The organism is Zhongshania antarctica, from assembly GCF_014202945.1.
GTDB classification, from domain to species: Bacteria; Pseudomonadota; Gammaproteobacteria; order Pseudomonadales; family Spongiibacteraceae; genus Spongiibacter; species Spongiibacter antarcticus.
On sequence record NZ_JACHHW010000007.1, the window covers coordinates 135,329 to 149,359 of the forward strand.

At 51.0% G+C, this 14,031-nt stretch carries 18 protein-coding genes and 3 tRNA genes; 16 read left to right on the forward strand and 5 right to left on the reverse strand.

The window, feature by feature from the left end; genetic code table 11:
- Window positions 1-13: 13 nt before the first annotated feature.
- Window positions 14-697 carry a hypothetical protein gene (locus tag HNQ57_RS13530; protein WP_184463853.1) on the reverse strand — a complete coding sequence of 228 codons (684 nt, stop codon included), beginning with the start codon at window positions 695-697 and terminating at the stop codon, window positions 14-16.
- Window positions 698-868: 171 nt separating this feature from the next.
- Here HNQ57_RS13530 and HNQ57_RS13535 point away from each other — a divergent pair, with 171 nt between their 5' ends.
- Genes HNQ57_RS13535 through HNQ57_RS13545 form a run of 3 tightly spaced genes read left to right on the forward strand, consistent with a single transcriptional unit; the run spans window position 869 to window position 3,095 of the window.
- Window positions 869-1,363 (forward strand): gamma-glutamylcyclotransferase family protein, encoded by a 495-nt coding sequence (locus tag HNQ57_RS13535; RefSeq protein ID WP_184463855.1) that lies wholly within the window; start codon window positions 869-871, stop codon window positions 1,361-1,363.
- A complete protein-coding gene (locus tag HNQ57_RS13540) occupies window positions 1,356-1,919 on the forward strand; it encodes an elongation factor P hydroxylase (RefSeq protein WP_184463857.1) in 564 nt (187 codons plus the stop codon). Before HNQ57_RS13535 ends, HNQ57_RS13540 begins: the two co-directional genes overlap by 8 nt.
- Window positions 1,920-1,979: 60 nt before the next feature.
- Window positions 1,980-3,095 (forward strand): 4-phosphoerythronate dehydrogenase, encoded by a 1,116-nt coding sequence (locus tag HNQ57_RS13545; RefSeq protein WP_184463859.1) that lies wholly within the window; start codon window positions 1,980-1,982, stop codon window positions 3,093-3,095.
- Here the strand turns inward: HNQ57_RS13545 and HNQ57_RS13550 are convergent.
- The gene (locus HNQ57_RS13550) at window positions 3,061-3,213 is read right to left on the reverse strand and encodes a PA1571 family protein (protein WP_184463861.1); all 153 of its coding nucleotides are present in this window, start codon (window positions 3,211-3,213) and stop codon (window positions 3,061-3,063) included. The two genes, HNQ57_RS13545 and HNQ57_RS13550, sit on opposite strands and share 35 nt — an antisense overlap.
- Window positions 3,214-3,345: 132 nt before the next feature.
- On the opposite strand from HNQ57_RS13550, the gene HNQ57_RS13555 reads away from it, so the two are divergent.
- Together HNQ57_RS13555 and HNQ57_RS13560 are read left to right on the forward strand one after the other, a co-directional pair.
- The gene (locus HNQ57_RS13555; protein ID WP_184463862.1) at window positions 3,346-4,479 is read left to right on the forward strand and encodes an ATP-NAD kinase family protein; all 1,134 of its coding nucleotides are present in this window, start codon (window positions 3,346-3,348) and stop codon (window positions 4,477-4,479) included.
- A complete protein-coding gene (locus HNQ57_RS13560; protein WP_226968219.1) occupies window positions 4,472-5,425 on the forward strand; it encodes a class I SAM-dependent methyltransferase in 954 nt (317 codons plus the stop codon). The genes HNQ57_RS13555 and HNQ57_RS13560 overlap by 8 nt, the downstream gene beginning before the upstream one ends.
- Before the next feature lie 28 nt (window positions 5,426-5,453).
- On the opposite strand, the gene HNQ57_RS13565 is transcribed toward HNQ57_RS13560, so the two are convergent.
- Window positions 5,454-6,689 carry a pyridoxal phosphate-dependent aminotransferase gene (locus HNQ57_RS13565; RefSeq protein WP_184463865.1) on the reverse strand — a complete coding sequence of 412 codons (1,236 nt, stop codon included), beginning with the start codon at window positions 6,687-6,689 and terminating at the stop codon, window positions 5,454-5,456.
- Window positions 6,690-6,884: 195 nt separating this feature from the next.
- Here HNQ57_RS13565 and msrB point away from each other — a divergent pair, with 195 nt between their 5' ends.
- The 4 genes from msrB (at window position 6,885) to HNQ57_RS13585 (ending at window position 8,027) form a co-directional block, all read left to right on the forward strand.
- On the forward strand, window positions 6,885-7,277 hold the full coding sequence (msrB, locus tag HNQ57_RS13570) for a peptide-methionine (R)-S-oxide reductase MsrB (protein WP_184463867.1): 393 nt from the start codon (window positions 6,885-6,887) through the stop codon (window positions 7,275-7,277).
- Between the two features lie 166 nt (window positions 7,278-7,443).
- A tRNA-Glu gene (locus tag HNQ57_RS13575) sits at window positions 7,444-7,519 on the forward strand.
- Window positions 7,520-7,694: 175 nt separating this feature from the next.
- A tRNA-Glu gene (locus tag HNQ57_RS13580) sits at window positions 7,695-7,770 on the forward strand.
- A gap of 181 nt (window positions 7,771-7,951) precedes the next feature.
- A tRNA-Gly gene (locus tag HNQ57_RS13585) sits at window positions 7,952-8,027 on the forward strand.
- A gap of 112 nt (window positions 8,028-8,139) precedes the next feature.
- Here the strand turns inward: HNQ57_RS13585 and HNQ57_RS13590 are convergent.
- The gene (locus HNQ57_RS13590; RefSeq protein ID WP_184463869.1) at window positions 8,140-8,532 is read right to left on the reverse strand and encodes a PA2817 family protein; all 393 of its coding nucleotides are present in this window, start codon (window positions 8,530-8,532) and stop codon (window positions 8,140-8,142) included.
- Between the two features lie 128 nt (window positions 8,533-8,660).
- Here HNQ57_RS13590 and HNQ57_RS13595 point away from each other — a divergent pair, with 128 nt between their 5' ends.
- Genes HNQ57_RS13595 through queF form a run of 3 tightly spaced genes read left to right on the forward strand, consistent with a single transcriptional unit; the run spans window position 8,661 to window position 11,252 of the window.
- Entirely contained in the window at window positions 8,661-9,575 is a 915-nt protein-coding gene (locus HNQ57_RS13595; RefSeq protein WP_184463871.1) for an ABC transporter ATP-binding protein, read from the forward strand.
- Between the two features lie 32 nt (window positions 9,576-9,607).
- A complete protein-coding gene (locus HNQ57_RS13600; protein ID WP_008250000.1) occupies window positions 9,608-10,381 on the forward strand; it encodes an ABC transporter permease in 774 nt (257 codons plus the stop codon).
- Window positions 10,382-10,421: 40 nt separating this feature from the next.
- Window positions 10,422-11,252, forward strand: a complete 831-nt coding sequence (gene queF, locus HNQ57_RS13605; RefSeq protein ID WP_184463873.1) for an NADPH-dependent 7-cyano-7-deazaguanine reductase QueF — start codon at window positions 10,422-10,424, stop codon at window positions 11,250-11,252.
- A gap of 13 nt (window positions 11,253-11,265) precedes the next feature.
- Here the strand turns inward: queF and HNQ57_RS13610 are convergent, their stop codons facing one another.
- Window positions 11,266-11,673: a response regulator gene (locus HNQ57_RS13610; RefSeq protein ID WP_184463875.1), complete on the reverse strand. Its 408-nt coding sequence runs from the start codon at window positions 11,671-11,673 to the stop codon at window positions 11,266-11,268.
- A 195-nt stretch (window positions 11,674-11,868) separates the two neighbouring features.
- Between HNQ57_RS13610 and HNQ57_RS13615 the strand changes: the two genes are divergently transcribed.
- The 4 genes from HNQ57_RS13615 (at window position 11,869) to HNQ57_RS13630 (ending at window position 14,025) form a co-directional block, all read left to right on the forward strand.
- Window positions 11,869-12,195 carry a hypothetical protein gene (locus HNQ57_RS13615; protein ID WP_184463877.1) on the forward strand — a complete coding sequence of 109 codons (327 nt, stop codon included), beginning with the start codon at window positions 11,869-11,871 and terminating at the stop codon, window positions 12,193-12,195.
- Window positions 12,195-12,464 (forward strand): hypothetical protein, encoded by a 270-nt coding sequence (locus HNQ57_RS13620; RefSeq protein WP_184463879.1) that lies wholly within the window; start codon window positions 12,195-12,197, stop codon window positions 12,462-12,464. Before HNQ57_RS13615 ends, HNQ57_RS13620 begins: the two co-directional genes overlap by 1 nt.
- 68 nt (window positions 12,465-12,532) lie before the next feature.
- Entirely contained in the window at window positions 12,533-13,165 is a 633-nt protein-coding gene (locus HNQ57_RS13625; protein ID WP_226968218.1) for a dUTP diphosphatase, read from the forward strand.
- 8 nt (window positions 13,166-13,173) lie between these two features.
- Complete coding sequence (locus HNQ57_RS13630) at window positions 13,174-14,025, forward strand: hypothetical protein (protein ID WP_420825309.1); 852 nt, start codon at window positions 13,174-13,176, stop codon at window positions 14,023-14,025.
- The last annotated feature ends 6 nt before the right edge of the window (window positions 14,026-14,031 follow it).

Here is a 14,031-nt window from a genome sequence, read left to right on the forward strand (position 1 = left end):
TCGGCCTAGTAGTTCAGGATTGCAGTAACTGGCTTAGGGCGCGGGTAGCAACTGGGCCGCCGGCCTTAATCTGATTGGCAATATGATATTGAAAGAAGTAGCGGAAGGCGGGGTCCTTCTGTACGGCAAACAAGCACGCATCGCCGGCAAGAATCGGAAAATACGTGGCCAAACTAATATTGGCCACCATGCCCTCTAAATTGCCATTTTGCTGTAAGCGCCAGCTGATGATAGGTTGTAGCTCAAATTCTTTATTTTCGCCGAGCAGGGCCGCGTGGCTGCCAATGAAATCAGGGAACTCCTGTATAAAGCCGCCGTCGGCTGGCAGAGGGTAATCTGCCATGGCGTCGAGTGCAGCTAAGTGGTGTGTGGGCACCTCGCTAAATCGCCGCTCTTTAGCGGGGTCGTAATAGCCCTGAGACTGGCCTGAATGGGGATCAACTAAATCAATACAACGTGCAATGCCATTAAGCCAAGGGAGTAACGCGACATCTTTGCCGTTGGCCAAGCGCGCCCAGCCTAAGATCTTGACGGCGTAGAGTTTGTCGCGGCTAAGCACGTGGTGGGCATAGAGTAGGCAGAGGCCTTCGTATTCGGGAGAAACGTGGAGAATTTTATGTTGCTCAACGCGGGATGGCCGCTGAGGGAATGGGATAATCTTCGCTGAGGAAGACTTGCAGGGGTTACGTGGAGCCATAACATCATTCCTCACGTAGCGGGCGGTACATTGCGCTGCTAAGGTCTGAAGCACGTGGCTAGAGGTGCAGAATCACCTCATTGCTCGTCATGCTCAATTGCAAAGACGGTGCGCGGATGTCCCTTTCTGTTAAAATTACTCCCTGTTTCCTGTTTTGCCAAGTGCTTCGCGATGAGTTTTTACTATTTTGCCTATGGTTCCAATATGAACCCCGCCCGAATGCAGGCGCGGGGCCTGGCTTTTAGCGCCGCCGAAAGCGCCCGGCTGCCAGGCTACCGTCTCGCCTTTAATAAACGCTCGCACTGCACGCCGGGCGTGGCCTACGCCAATGTCGTGCACAGCAGTTATGGCGCAGTGGAAGGCGTCTTATATGCCCTGGCGAATCAGGATGCACTCAACATAATGGATGGCTTTGAGGGCACGCCAGTGCGCTATAGTCGTGAGTGTATGGCGGTACAAACGGCGACTGGAGCAAAGTCTGCGTGGATTTATGTGGCAAATCCCGCCTATGTTGAAGCGGGCTTACTACCGGAAAGCAATTATTTAAACCATTTATTGGCCGGCGCAGCGCATTTGTCCTCGGAATATTTAGTCATGCTGCAGGCCCAGGCCTGCCGCCCAGCCGTTCAGTTACTTGGCGATAAAGGCCTGCTTTACAATGCGTGAATCGCTTGGCGCTGATGTTGGTCTGGGGAGTGAGCGCATCTGCGAGATATTTGCCGTTTGCTTTGCGCCAAGTCACAAAACAGTATTGATCGGCGGGGGAGAAGAGCCATTTTATCAGCCTGCGACAGAGTTTGGTGGCCATCACAAAGTTGTCTTTCGCGCTGATTATGCCGCCAGCGCGCTCCACGAAGTAGCGCACTGGTGTATAGCAGGGGAGGCGCGGCGGCAGCTTCCAGACTATGGCTATTGGTATGAACCGGATGGTCGTAATAGCGAGACTCAGCGTATTTTTGAGGGGGTTGAAGTGCGGCCGCAGGCTTTGGAGTGTTTGTTTAGCCTGGCTGCCGGTCGCCTATTTCGGGTGAGTATCGACAATCTCGGTGGCGATTCGCTCGATCCATTTCCCTTTCAATTGGCTGTTTGGCAGCAGGTGCAATGCTATCTGCGGCGGGGTTTGCCTGAGCGCGGGGAACAATTTCGGTGGGCTCTGGCGCGCGCTAGTGGTGCAGAAACGGACCTGACGGCGGTTAATATACCTTTGGAATATATTTCATAAAATTTATTACTTTCAGTTGGTTGGCTATATTAGCTGAGCTGTAATCTAGGATAAAAGCAATTGAAAATCGTAGTGGATGAAAACATTCCCGGTGCCGCGCAGTGCTTTGCTCAGTTTGGCGAAGTAGTCACTCGCAGCGGGCGACAGATTTGCCCCGCTGATGTGCAAGATGCCGATGCATTAATCGTGCGCTCAGTTACCAAGGTCAATAGGGCCTTGTTAGCCGGTACGCCGGTGCGGTTTGTCGGCTCGACCACAATCGGCAGCGATCATCTCGATAGCGAGTATTTGCGCGAGCAGAATATCCACTTTTGCACGGCGCCGGGTTCCAACGCTGAGTCAGTGGTAGATTATGTGCTCAGCGTGATCTGTACCCTTGAGGGATTACTGGAAACGCTACTGGGGGGCGGGCGAGTTGGTATAGTTGGTTATGGTAATGTAGGTAAGCGGCTAGGGCAGCGCTTGAGTGCTATCGGAATTCCCTGGAGGGCCTACGATCCGCTGCTCGACCCAAAACAACATCCCGGCTTGGCATCACTAGAGGAAGTGGTGAATAGCACGCTGCTGAGTTTACATGCGCCCTTAACGGTGTCGGGACCGTTCCCGAGCTTTCATATGCTTGATGCATCGCTGTTAGCCACTATGCCAGCGAGTAGTGTGCTTTTGAGTGCTGGACGAGGGGAGGTGGTCGCCACCGACGAGTTGCTTAGCTTAATAGACCGCAGGCCGGATATCCGTTTGGCGCTTGATGTGTGGGAGGGGGAGCCGGCGTTTTCGTCGGAACTGGCGGCGCGCTGCGCAATTTCAACCCCGCATATCGCTGGATATAGCCTTGATGGCAAAAAAACGGGCTTGCGGATGGTTGCCAGCGAATTGGCCGCATTTCTTGGGCAATCATTGCACGTCGATGACAGTGAAGCAGCGGCGTCGGCGCCAGTAGTGAGCTGTATTGGCGATGACGCGCTCAGCGTGATTCGCGAGGCGGTATTGGCGGTGTATGACGTGTCTGGCGATAGTCAGCGCTTTCGCGAAATCATTCACACACCTGATCGCAGTGAGCAATTCGATTTGTTGCGCAAACATTATCCACCGCGCCGAGAGTTAGGCTACTGTCATTTACACGCCGAGAATGCCGCAAGAACTAGCTTGCTGCGCGCTCTGCAAGGCGGCAAATAAACTCGGCGTCACTGTCTTGTAGTGCCATTAAAGCGCTTTCGATCATCGCATCGCTGATGCGCACCTCTCGGCCATTGTGGTCGATAATCGCGCCGAGGTTGTTGTCCTGCTGATCCATATTGCTCTCCCATGCGTGTTAAGTTGATGAATACATGGATTTATTGGGCCACTATATGCAGCTGATGTACCTAGGTAATTTACACAGTTACGCGGTTTTGGTTCACGTCTTTACATTTTTTAAAGGGAATACATGTTTAAGTTAGGCTTAATCGTAAACCCCGTGGCTGGCGCGGGCGGCCCTCTTGGCTTAAAGGGGAGCGATGATTTGCGCAACAGCGATGGTCGTGCGGAAGCGCGCGCCCTGCGTTGCTTGGCGCATCTGGCGGCTCGCGCGAAGGGTCGGCTCACGGTGTTTGGCTACAGTGGCGCTATGTCGGCCCATACCAGTTTGGGTGTTCATGATGACAGTGATTTGGCTGGTCTTCACTTTGTTTCGGTAGGGCGGCCGGCTTCTATTGCCGAGACTAGGGCAGATGATACCAAGGCCGCGGCGCAGGCCTTATTGGCCGCCGGGGTGGATTTACTGCTCTTTGTGGGGGGCGATGGCACCGCGCGGGACGTTTTTGCCGCAGTAGGCTCTAATCTGCCTGCTTTAGGGGTACCCGCCGGTGTGAAAATGCATTCTGGCGTTTATGCGGTAAGCCCAGAAAGTGCTGCGGATATCGTATTGACGCTTCTTGATGGCGGCTTGGTCGATATTGACCTCGCTGAGGTGCGCGATATCGATGAACTTGCCTTCAGGCAGGGACAGGTACGTTCTAAGTATTACGGTGAATTATTAGTGCCTCGGGTCGGCGGGTTTTTGCAACATGTGAAAGCTGGCGGGCGTGAGGTAGAGGAACTGGTGGTCGCAGATATAGCCGACGAAGTCATTGCCGAAATGGATGCGGATACCTTGTATTTGGTTGGGCCGGGCAGTACCACTCAGGGCGTAATGCTCGCCCTTGGTTTGGAAAACACCTTGCTGGGTTTCGATTTAATTAAGGATCAGCAATTATTGGCTAAGGATCTCAATGCTGAGGATATCGCCGCTGCTTTGTCGAATCATCGCGGCCCAGTCAAAGTATTGATTACGGCCATTGGTGGCCAAGGTCATATCTTAGGACGAGGTAATCAACAGTTAATTCCGGAGCTGATCCGCCAAATTGGCAGGGAGAATTTTATGGTGTTGGCGACCAAAACTAAAATAAGTGGTTTGGCTGGCCGGCCATTGCTGGTTGATAGCAATGACTTGGCTTTAGATAAATCGTGGGAGGGCTATATTCGAGTGATTACCGGTTATCGCGACGCAATAATGTATAGGGTGAGTGCATCGGGTGAGTGATTTTAAGACGTTTGTGACGCAAAGTAATTTCGCCCAATGGCCACAAAAAATACAGCAGGCAGGGGATGCACTGCGGTTGTTTCACGGACGCGGTCAATGCTTCTTGGATTTTGAATACTTCAGTGTCGACTACTTTGAACCAGTGCTCTGGATCGTTGTTTATCGCGAGCCAGAAGCTGAATTTTGGGCGGCGCTTTGTGCAGCACTCAAGGCTGAATTTGGAGCGATCTGCGCTGCAGCTATAGTTCAGAGTCGATATCATAACTCTCCGGTAAGCTATTGTTTATGGGGAGATATCCCTAAGAATTTCTCGGTGAGAGAGGGCGCGGCGGAATACCTTGTTGATCTGGCTGCAAAACAAAATATTGGCTATTTCATGGATATGCAGCCCACACGGCAATGGTTGACAGATCGCGCCGACGGCAAGCGAATTTTAAATCTGTTTGCCTACACCTGTGCTTTTTCGGTGGCTGCAGAATTGGCTGGCGCGGCGCGGCTAGTGAATATCGACATGAGCAAGGGCGCACTGCAAGTGGGTCGCGAAAACCACCGCCGCAATGACGCGCGATTAACGACCAGTGGTGAGGAGGCCGAACTCAAGTTTTTGGGTCACGATATTCTTAAGTCCTGGGGGCGCCTACGCAAACTCGGCCCTTACGATATTGTGATCTGCGATCCACCGTCGTTGCAGAAAGGCAGCTTTGACGCCGTGAAGGATTACCCCAAGTTAGCACGACGCTTTAGGGAGCTGTTGCCCGAGGGCGGTGATATTGTGGCCTGCTTGAATGCGCCGTATTTAGATGAAGCGTTTTTGCGGGAGATAATGGCGGTTCATTGCCCAGAGGCTGAGTTTGTCGCGCGCTTGGCTGGGCGGGAAGATTTTCCTGAATTAAATGCGGATCGTGCGTTAAAAGTGCTGCACTATCGACTCACGCCCCAAGTATAGGCCGCGCAAGTCGATGTGGTAGGCCGCTTCAGGCGGTCTTGGTTTTAAGCTGCTTGCGGTAGCGTGCTAGGAAGTTGCCTAGGCGTTCAATAGCATCAGCTAGGTCCAGCTTGTTGGGCAGGAATACGAGGCGGAAATGATCCGCATCTGGCCAGTTAAAGCCTGAGCCCGGTACCAGTAATATCCGCTCCTGATTCAGCAATTCAAGAATCATCTTTTCATCGTCTTTAATTGGGTATATCTCAGGATCTAGCCTTGGGAACATATAAATTGCGCCCTCGGGTTTGGTGCAGCTAACGCCGGGAATTTCATTGAGCATCTTATGAGCGAGATCGCGCTGCTCCAGCAGGCGGCCACCTGGCAGAATCAGCTCATTGATGCTCTGGTAGCCTCCCAGTGCAGTTTGAATAGCGTGCTGGGCGGGTACGTTGGCGCACAGGCGCATCGACGATAGGATGTTCAAGCCTTCGATATAGTCGGTGGCGCGGTCTTTGGCACCGGACACAATCAACCAACCGCTGCGGAAGCCGGCGAGTCGATAGGCCTTAGACAGACCATTGAAGGTCAGGCACAAAATATCGGCTTTGAGGCTGCCAATGGGAATGTGTACCGCGTCATCGTAGAGAATCTTGCTATAGATTTCGTCGGCAAACACCACCAAGTTGTGTTCTTCGGCTATGGCGACGAGCTGCTCAAGTAGCGCACGGCTATATACCGCACCCGTGGGGTTATTAGGGTTAATGATGACGATGGCTTTGGTGTTCGGCGTAATCTTGCTCAGAATATCGTCGACCGACGGCTCCCAGTTTTGCTCCTCTTGGCAAAGATAGTGCACGGGTGTTGCCCCGGAAAGGGAAACAACCGCAGTCCAGAGTGGGTAATCCGGTGCCGGGATTAGCACTTCGTCGCCTTGATTCAGTAGCGCCTGGGTGGCTAAGCTAATGAGCTCGCTGGCGCCGTTACCTAGGTAAATGTCGCCGACTTCAACACCGGGGATGCCGATTTTCTGACACTCTTGCATCACCGCTTTGCGGGCGCTGTACAGGCCTTTGGAGTCGCTGTAGCCCTCGCTGTCCGGCAACATTCGGATGACGTCTTGAATGATTTCATCTGGGGCGTTAAAGCCGAAGGGGGCGGGGTTACCGATATTGAGCTTGAGGATGCGGTAGCCTTCCTCTTCTAACTCATTGGCGCGTTCCAATACTGGGCCGCGAATGTCGTAGCACACATTGTTTAATTTTTTCGACTTGCTATAGAGAGCCATGTCCTGCCTTCTTAATCGGCTGTAAAGCCAGATTTTATGTCCGTGTTGGCGGTGACACCTTGTGGTGTCGCGCTGGTAGTGCTTAACCTAGAATGCTAAATTTGCTCAAGCGATTAATACTGGTGAAGTATAGAAGCGCCAAAACAGAGTGCATCGATTATACGGTGTTGTAGTGCCCAAGGTGGAGAGCTTTTCGTGGAAAAAATAGTGAAATCTGAGCAAGAGTGGCAGGAACTTCTCTCTAATGAGGAGTTTCAGGTTTGCCGGCAGAAAGGAACTGAGCGCGCGTTTACGGGTGAATATAACGATGAAAAAACCGCGGGCACCTATAAATGCCGTTGTTGTGGCTTGGCTTTATTTACTTCAGAGACCAAGTACGACTCGGGTTCCGGTTGGCCGAGTTTTTATCAGCCAAGCAAAGAAGATGTGGTGGCAGTTAATAGAGACATTAGCCATGGCATGGTGAGAGAAGAGGTTGTTTGCGCGCGCTGCGATGCGCATTTAGGGCATGTTTTCCCTGATGGGCCTGCGCCAACGGGGCAGCGTTATTGTATTAACTCGCTGTCGCTGAAATTAGATCCAAAATAAGTTGGCTGATTGTTGTGCAGTTTGGCTGTTAATTGGCCAAAATAGGCGCAAAATTGGGTTTATTTCACTTTAAATGTAAAAGCGACTTGACGTCGGCGCCTAAGGTTTCTAGAATTCGCGCCACTTTCAGACATCAAGTGACTCGGAGTCTGGAAGGGTTTGCGGCGTCCCCTTCGTCTAGTGGCCTAGGACACTGCCCTTTCACGGCAGTAACAGGGGTTCGAGTCCCCTAGGGGACGCCATTATTCAGCTTTGCTGATATGTCGGCACAGCGAAAAAGAGAAGCAGAAATGCTTCTCTTTTTTTTTGGAAAAAATTTGAAATTGGCATGAAAATATCCTTGACGGGGTGGGGTAGGCGCACTAGAATGCGCGCTCTTTCAAGGACAGCAGCTTTGTTCTGGAAAGAGCTCGCGGCGTCCCCTTCGTCTAGTGGCCTAGGACACTGCCCTTTCACGGCAGTAACAGGGGTTCGAGTCCCCTAGGGGACGCCAATTAATTTACGTCACAGCGCGTAAATTTGTCAGTTTACAGTTGATCTGTTAATTGACAGTTTGATGAAAACTTTTTATTATGCGAACCGCTTAGGTTTGACGTAAAAAGACTGTTTAATCAAGGCTGTACGGCATATGTGAAATTGATTTAAACTAGCTTTTAAATCTCATGTCGTGATTTGCGGGAATAGCTCAGTTGGTAGAGCGCAACCTTGCCAAGGTTGAGGTCGGGAGTTCGAGCCTCCTTTCCCGCTCCAAATTCTAAAAAGCGAAGCGTCTGCTTCGCTTTTTTTTCGTCCGTGTTTTTTGCGCTTAACGTGCGCCATGCATGACCGCCAGGGAACAGCCCCAGCGGTGCGTTCCTGTTGCTCAATGCATGCCAAATTGCTGGGCGCGGATGTTGCGATACGAGGTGTTTGAATCCTCCGCGCTCTGTTCGTAATACAGCTCTTCAATGTTTTGATAGCGCTCTAGCTCATCGTCGCCAAGATAGTGCAGGCAGTCCCCGCCAAAAAACCACAGAAGATCGCGATGCATATGCGGGGTGATGTCTGGGTAGTGGCTGATAATGTGCGTTATAATGTCTTGGCCGAGGTTGATGTAGTCGTCGCTTTTTGCGAAGTTGGCTTCGAGCTTAGCAAGCTTGTCGAGTAATTCTGTATTGCTATCTTTGCTATGCGCAGGGTGCTCAGGGAGAATCTTGGCGCCGAGCGCGTGCAGCTCGCTACAGAGTTGCAGGTAGTATTCATTTCGTTTTGTCACGGGGTCTCCAAAGCGGATTATTGCAGATCAGTTCTGCGAGTAGACTTCTGCTGTCTAGTGTATTCCATCGAGCTGGCGTGGCAAAATAGTCGGCTTATCAAATGAAAACCAGATTTAGGAAATCCATTATGGCGATTGCCCTAGAGATTAAGGGATTACGCAAGGTTTATGACAATGGTTTTGAAGCGCTAAAAGGCATTGATTTAGAAGTTAAAGAGGGCGATTTTTACGCCCTGCTAGGGCCAAACGGCGCAGGTAAATCGACTACGATTGGTATTGTGTCGTCGCTGGTTAAGAAAACCGCTGGCGAAGTGCGCATCTTTGGCCATTCAATTGATAATGAATTGGCTGCGGCGAAACGCGAAATTGGCTTGGTTCCTCAGGAGTTCAATTTCTCTAGTTTTGAATCAGTCTGGGATATCGTGGTGAATCAGGCGGGCTATTACGGTTTAAACCGTAAAGTGGCCGGCGAGCGCGCCGAAAAATATTTAAAAAAGCTGGGGCTGTGGGATAAGCGTAAGGTCGCTTCGCGAATGCTGTCCGGCGGGATGAAACGGCGCTTAATGATCGCCCGGGCCTTGGTGCATGAACCCCGGCTGTTGATTCTCGACGAGCCCACCGCGGGTGTAGATATAGAGCTACGCCGCTCAATGTGGGAATTTCTCACCGAAATTAATCGCAGCGGCACCACCATTATTTTGACCACCCACTACCTGGAAGAAGCGGAAAGCTTGTGTCGCCATATTGCGATTATTGATGCTGGCGTCATCGTTGAAAACACCACGATGAAAGCGCTGCTTAAACAGTTGCAGAAAGAGACCTTTATCCTCGATGTTCGCGATGGCATTAAGACCGACATCAGCATTCCTGGTTTTGAGACGCGTATGGTCGATGAGCACACCCTGGAGCTGGTGCTGAATAAGGGGACGTCACTCAATGAGGTATTTGTGGCCTTGAACGGCAGTGGTATCGAGGTGAGCAGTATGCGCAATAAGGCGAATCGGCTTGAAGAGTTGTTTGTGGCGCTATTAAACGCCAAGTAGCCTGCCCACGTATTGATAAGGATGGAATATTAATGACATTAGCAGAGCAGTGGGTCGCGTTTTATACGATCGTCCGCAAAGAGATTAGGCGCTTTTTGCGTATTTGGATGCAAACCTTGTTGCCGCCCGCCATCACCATGTCGCTGTACTTTGTGATATTTGGTGCCTTGATTGGCTCCCGCATCGGGCAAATGGGCGGTTTCAGCTATATGGAGTTTGTGGTGCCGGGCTTGATTATGATGTCGGTAATTACCAATGCCTACTCCAATGTAGTGTCATCGTTTTTTGGCGCAAAATTTCAACATTTTGTCGAAGAGATTCTGGTGTCGCCAATGTCGAATAACACCATACTTTGGGGCTTTGTTCTTGGCGGGGTGACGCGCGGTTTGCTGGTTGGCATTATTGTGACAGCGCTGTCGCTGTTTTTCACCACATTGCATATCCAGCACATTGGGGTAACGATCGCGATTGTGCTGATGACATCAATCATGTTTTCGCTGGCGGGCTTTATTAATGCGGTTTTCGCCAACAACTTTGATGACGTCTCTATTGTGCCGGTCTTTGTTTTGACGCCGCTAACCTATTTGGGCGGTGTATTTTACTCCATCGATTTACTACCTGAGTTTTGGGCTGGGGTGTCGCGCTTGAATCCTATGCTCTATATCGTCAATGCCTTCCGCTATGGCGTGCTGGGCGTGTCTGATGTGAATGTCACCACGGCCTTCATCATGGTCGGGGTGTTTACTTTAGCGGCTTATGCTTATTGTATGCACCTTTTGCGTACGGGCACTCGCCTGCGTCAATGAATGTCTTTGGGTTAGCGATTTAGTAAAAAACGGATAAAACATGAGTGAACAGCTAAGCCATGGGCCACTAGGCGAGCAGGTAGATTATCCCGGTCAATACGACCCGAGCTGCTTGCATCCAATTGCTAGGCAGGCGGGGCGTGATGGTTTGGGGCTTGGTGATGTGTTGCCCTTTGGCGGTGTGGATATTTGGAATGCCTATGAATTGTCCTGCTTAAATGAGCAGGGCAAGCCCTTGGTTGCCTGTGCCGAGTTTCGGGTACCGGCCCAGTCGCCCAATATCATCGAGTCAAAATCCTTTAAGCTTTACCTTAACTCGTTTAATCAAACTCGCTTACCCGGCCTAGATGCCATGGCCGAAATGCTGCGCCACGATTTGAGCCTGGCTGCCGGGGCCGAGGTCCAGGTGGCAATCTATTGTCCCGAAGATTGGCCCGCCAATTACAGTATTATGCTGCCGCGCGGCGAGTGTATTGACGGTCTAGATATTTGTCCGGATAGCTATCAACCGAGCCCGAGCTTATTGTCTGCGAATACTGGCGATGTGGTCGAGGCGACCCTGTATAGCCATTTGTTGCGTTCTCGCTGTCCGGTGACTTCGCAGCCTGATTGGGCAAGTATTGAAATTAGCTATCGTGGGCCGCGTATAAATCACGAGGGTTTGTTAGCGTATTTGGTGTCTTTTCGTGAGCATGACGATTTTCATGAACAGTGTGTTGAGCAGATTTTCAGCGATATTAGTCGCTATTGCGCACCGGCGCGATTAACGGTGTACGCTCGCTACCTGCGACGTGGTGGCTTGGATATTAATCCTTGGCGAAGCAATGATGATTTGGCCAGCCCGGAGAATCGCCGAGGTGCTCGGCAATAACGATGGCAGGTGCTTAAGCACCTGCCCGCCAGTCAGAGACGACAGCAGCCAGCTTTGTTAAATAGCTATTGAAGTTGGTGGACTTGCTGATAAATGCATCTGCACCGAGGGCAATGCATTCGCTTCGCTCGCGATAGGACACGGTTTGCATCACGATATAGATGTGATCGTAGCGCTTGTCAGCGCGGATGAATTGCAGAGCCGATTTCCCGTTCATTCGTCGCATACTGATGTCTAGAAATATGACATCGGGGAGTTCGCTATTTTTTTTGTGGTCGAGTTCATTGAGAAGTATTTCACCGTCGTCAATTTCACGCAGCTGTAGCTGCGTACCCAGGCGGCTGAGGGTTTCTTTGAAAATGATTCTGTCGGCCTTGGAGTCATCAACTATCCAGAAACTCGAGCTTCGGGTTTCAGTCATGCAGGTTTTCCCATTCGAAGCGGGTACTTGATCTAGGATAGTGATGACGGCATTCTTGAGCTGTAGGGGATTTCCCGTATGTGGGCGGCGCGTTGCGGGCCGATAGTATGCTGATGGTAGGTAGTTGAACGGATTCCCTGTGGCCGGGCTTGGCAGCATAATTGCCTGCATATTTAATGCGCTCAGGAGTACCACATGCTTATCGCAAGTTACTTGCTAGGCTATGACGAGGACGGAAGTGTACGCCATATTGCGGTTGATAATATCCTGCCAGACGTAAAGCAGAGTTTTGATTACACCCTTTATCCGCGCGAATCGTCAAAAGGTCAGGAAATTCTCGATTTGGTCTTGCTGTTTGCGGAGGCTGACGAACACCGTAAAACCATCTGCTTGCCTAATCTCCCGCTTCCCGTAGCGAGTCACTTGCTATCAGGTCAGCCTTTGCAAATAATTGATTTTGCTTATGGTCGGGTCGTGCGCTTGGCATTCGACGCGCCGTTGTCTCAGCAGCGTTGTGCCTGATGAGTTTTTGGCGAAAAAGTAAATCCAGTGCCCTCGAAGCGAAATGCTACTCCATGCATGGCCCTCAGTCGACGATCAGCTTGTGTCCGATCAGTCAGCGCCTGAGTTATTCTGCAAATTTTTCTGCGCAGACTCCCGAGTCAATTGCAGGGAGGATCCAGGCGGATTTCCGCTTTTCCCCCGACGCGGATACCCTAAATTATTTTATTACCTTGTCAGAGCGCCTGGCTAAAGCCAGCGAAGCGAAAGTGAAAGCGGGTAAACTGTAAATTTCCACTGCGTTCGCCACCATCCTTGTTTATCATGCTCCCCTAGATTTTAATTTGTTGGGGTTCCCGTGTCAGATATAAATAATCGCCAAGCGTTTGTCACCATGCTGGGCCTGCAAGATCGTATGAATTCCAAAGTTCACGCTGAGTGGCGAGACCAAGGTTTTGCTTGGTATCGCGCGGCGTGGATCGAGTGCGCTGAATTAATGGATCACTACGGTTACAAATGGTGGAAAAAGCAACAGCCTGATATTCAACAGGTACAGCTAGAAATCGTTGATATCTGGCACTTCGGCTTGAGCGCTATGTTCAGAGTGGGTGCAGATACTGATGAGCTGGCCGATGAAATTGTCGCCGAACTCGGTAATTACCGAGCTTCTGGTAAAGATGTTTTGGCGGCAACAGAGTCGCTCGCTGCTTACTGCCTAACTGAAAAGTCTTTTTCGGTGAGTTTGTTCTGGGATCTGATGGCCGCTGCCGAGCTGAGCTTTGATCAACTCTATAAACAGTACGTCGGTAAAAACGTGCTTAATTTTTTCCGCCAAGATAACGGCTATAAAGACGGTAGTTACATCAAGATCTGGCAAGGTGAAGAGGATAATGTCCATCTTGTGCAAATACTGGCCACAGCCGATATGGCGTCGCCGCAATTTGCTGACGATGTCTACCAGAGCCTTGCCGCTCGCTACCCCGTGGCCTAAGGATGTCTGTGGATAAAGTATCTACCTCAGCGCTCGCTAAACTTGGTGAAATACCGGTTCAACAGCTGTTTTCAGTGCTTAAAGATTACGGTTGGATTCGCAAAGCGGACGAGGGCTGGTTCTTAACCGCGAAAGGTGAATTTGAGGGCGGTAGCTATGTTAACAGCAAGCGTTACGGTCGCTATATTGTCTGGCCGTCAACGCTCTTAGATCACCCGCTTTTTCAAGCCATAGAGAGCAATAAACTCCTGTCTGCGGCTGCTTTGGGGCGAGCTGAAGGGTTTAGCGGTCGAGAGATCAACCGGATGTTGGTTGAGCTTGGCTGGCTAAAGCCCAGTCACCGGGGTTGGGAATTGACAGAGCAGGGCGTCAAGGCGGGGGGGCAAGTCTTTGAGAATCAGCAAAGTAGTTTGAGTTATGTGCTGTGGCCTGAAGATATTCCGCTGCGATCGGGCTTTAAGCGCATCTTGGCGCTCTGTAAGCCTGATGCCCCAAGTGACGGAGATTTATTTGCTGCGACGAGCCTGGAATTGCGCAGTATCGATGGTAAGGCGTGTAAAAACCAGGCTCACTGGGCAATTGCGCAGTGGCTGTACTTGGCTGGTCTGCGTTACGCGATGTACCGTGCGTTGCCAGTAGCGGAGTTGTTAGTCAGTGATTTTTACCTGCCACAAAGTGGCGTGTATATCGAGTATTGGGGCGCAGATGATCACTCTGATATCATTTCTGCCCGCATGTGTCGGGCTGAACTGTGTAAAAAGTTGGGTTTTGCAGTGCTCGACGTGCACCCCGAAGATATCGCAAATTTAGACGACTATTTGAGCCGTCACCTGCAAAGTCTTGGGGTCGATTTTTACTAGGCTAGC

Excerpts from the sequence above, each read along its gene's own strand:
- HNQ57_RS13565 (WP_184463865.1), bottom strand. The coding sequence starts at position 6,689 with ATGGCTCTCTATAGCAAGTCGAAAAAATTAAACAATGTGTGCTACGAC.
- HNQ57_RS13535 (WP_184463855.1), top strand. The coding sequence starts at position 869 with ATGAGTTTTTACTATTTTGCCTATGGTTCCAATATGAACCCCGCCCGA.
- HNQ57_RS13595 (WP_184463871.1), top strand. The coding sequence starts at position 8,661 with ATGGCGATTGCCCTAGAGATTAAGGGATTACGCAAGGTTTATGACAAT.
- queF (WP_184463873.1), top strand. The coding sequence starts at position 10,422 with ATGAGTGAACAGCTAAGCCATGGGCCACTAGGCGAGCAGGTAGATTAT.
- HNQ57_RS13620 (WP_184463879.1), top strand. The coding sequence starts at position 12,195 with ATGAGTTTTTGGCGAAAAAGTAAATCCAGTGCCCTCGAAGCGAAATGC.
- HNQ57_RS13530 (WP_184463853.1), bottom strand. The coding sequence starts at position 697 with ATGGCTCCACGTAACCCCTGCAAGTCTTCCTCAGCGAAGATTATCCCA.
- HNQ57_RS13550 (WP_184463861.1), bottom strand. The coding sequence starts at position 3,213 with ATGGATCAGCAGGACAACAACCTCGGCGCGATTATCGACCACAATGGC.
- HNQ57_RS13600 (WP_008250000.1), top strand. The coding sequence starts at position 9,608 with ATGACATTAGCAGAGCAGTGGGTCGCGTTTTATACGATCGTCCGCAAA.
- HNQ57_RS13555 (WP_184463862.1), top strand. The coding sequence starts at position 3,346 with ATGTTTAAGTTAGGCTTAATCGTAAACCCCGTGGCTGGCGCGGGCGGC.
- HNQ57_RS13610 (WP_184463875.1), bottom strand. The coding sequence starts at position 11,673 with ATGACTGAAACCCGAAGCTCGAGTTTCTGGATAGTTGATGACTCCAAG.
- HNQ57_RS13615 (WP_184463877.1), top strand. The coding sequence starts at position 11,869 with ATGCTTATCGCAAGTTACTTGCTAGGCTATGACGAGGACGGAAGTGTA.
- HNQ57_RS13540 (WP_184463857.1), top strand. The coding sequence starts at position 1,356 with ATGCGTGAATCGCTTGGCGCTGATGTTGGTCTGGGGAGTGAGCGCATC.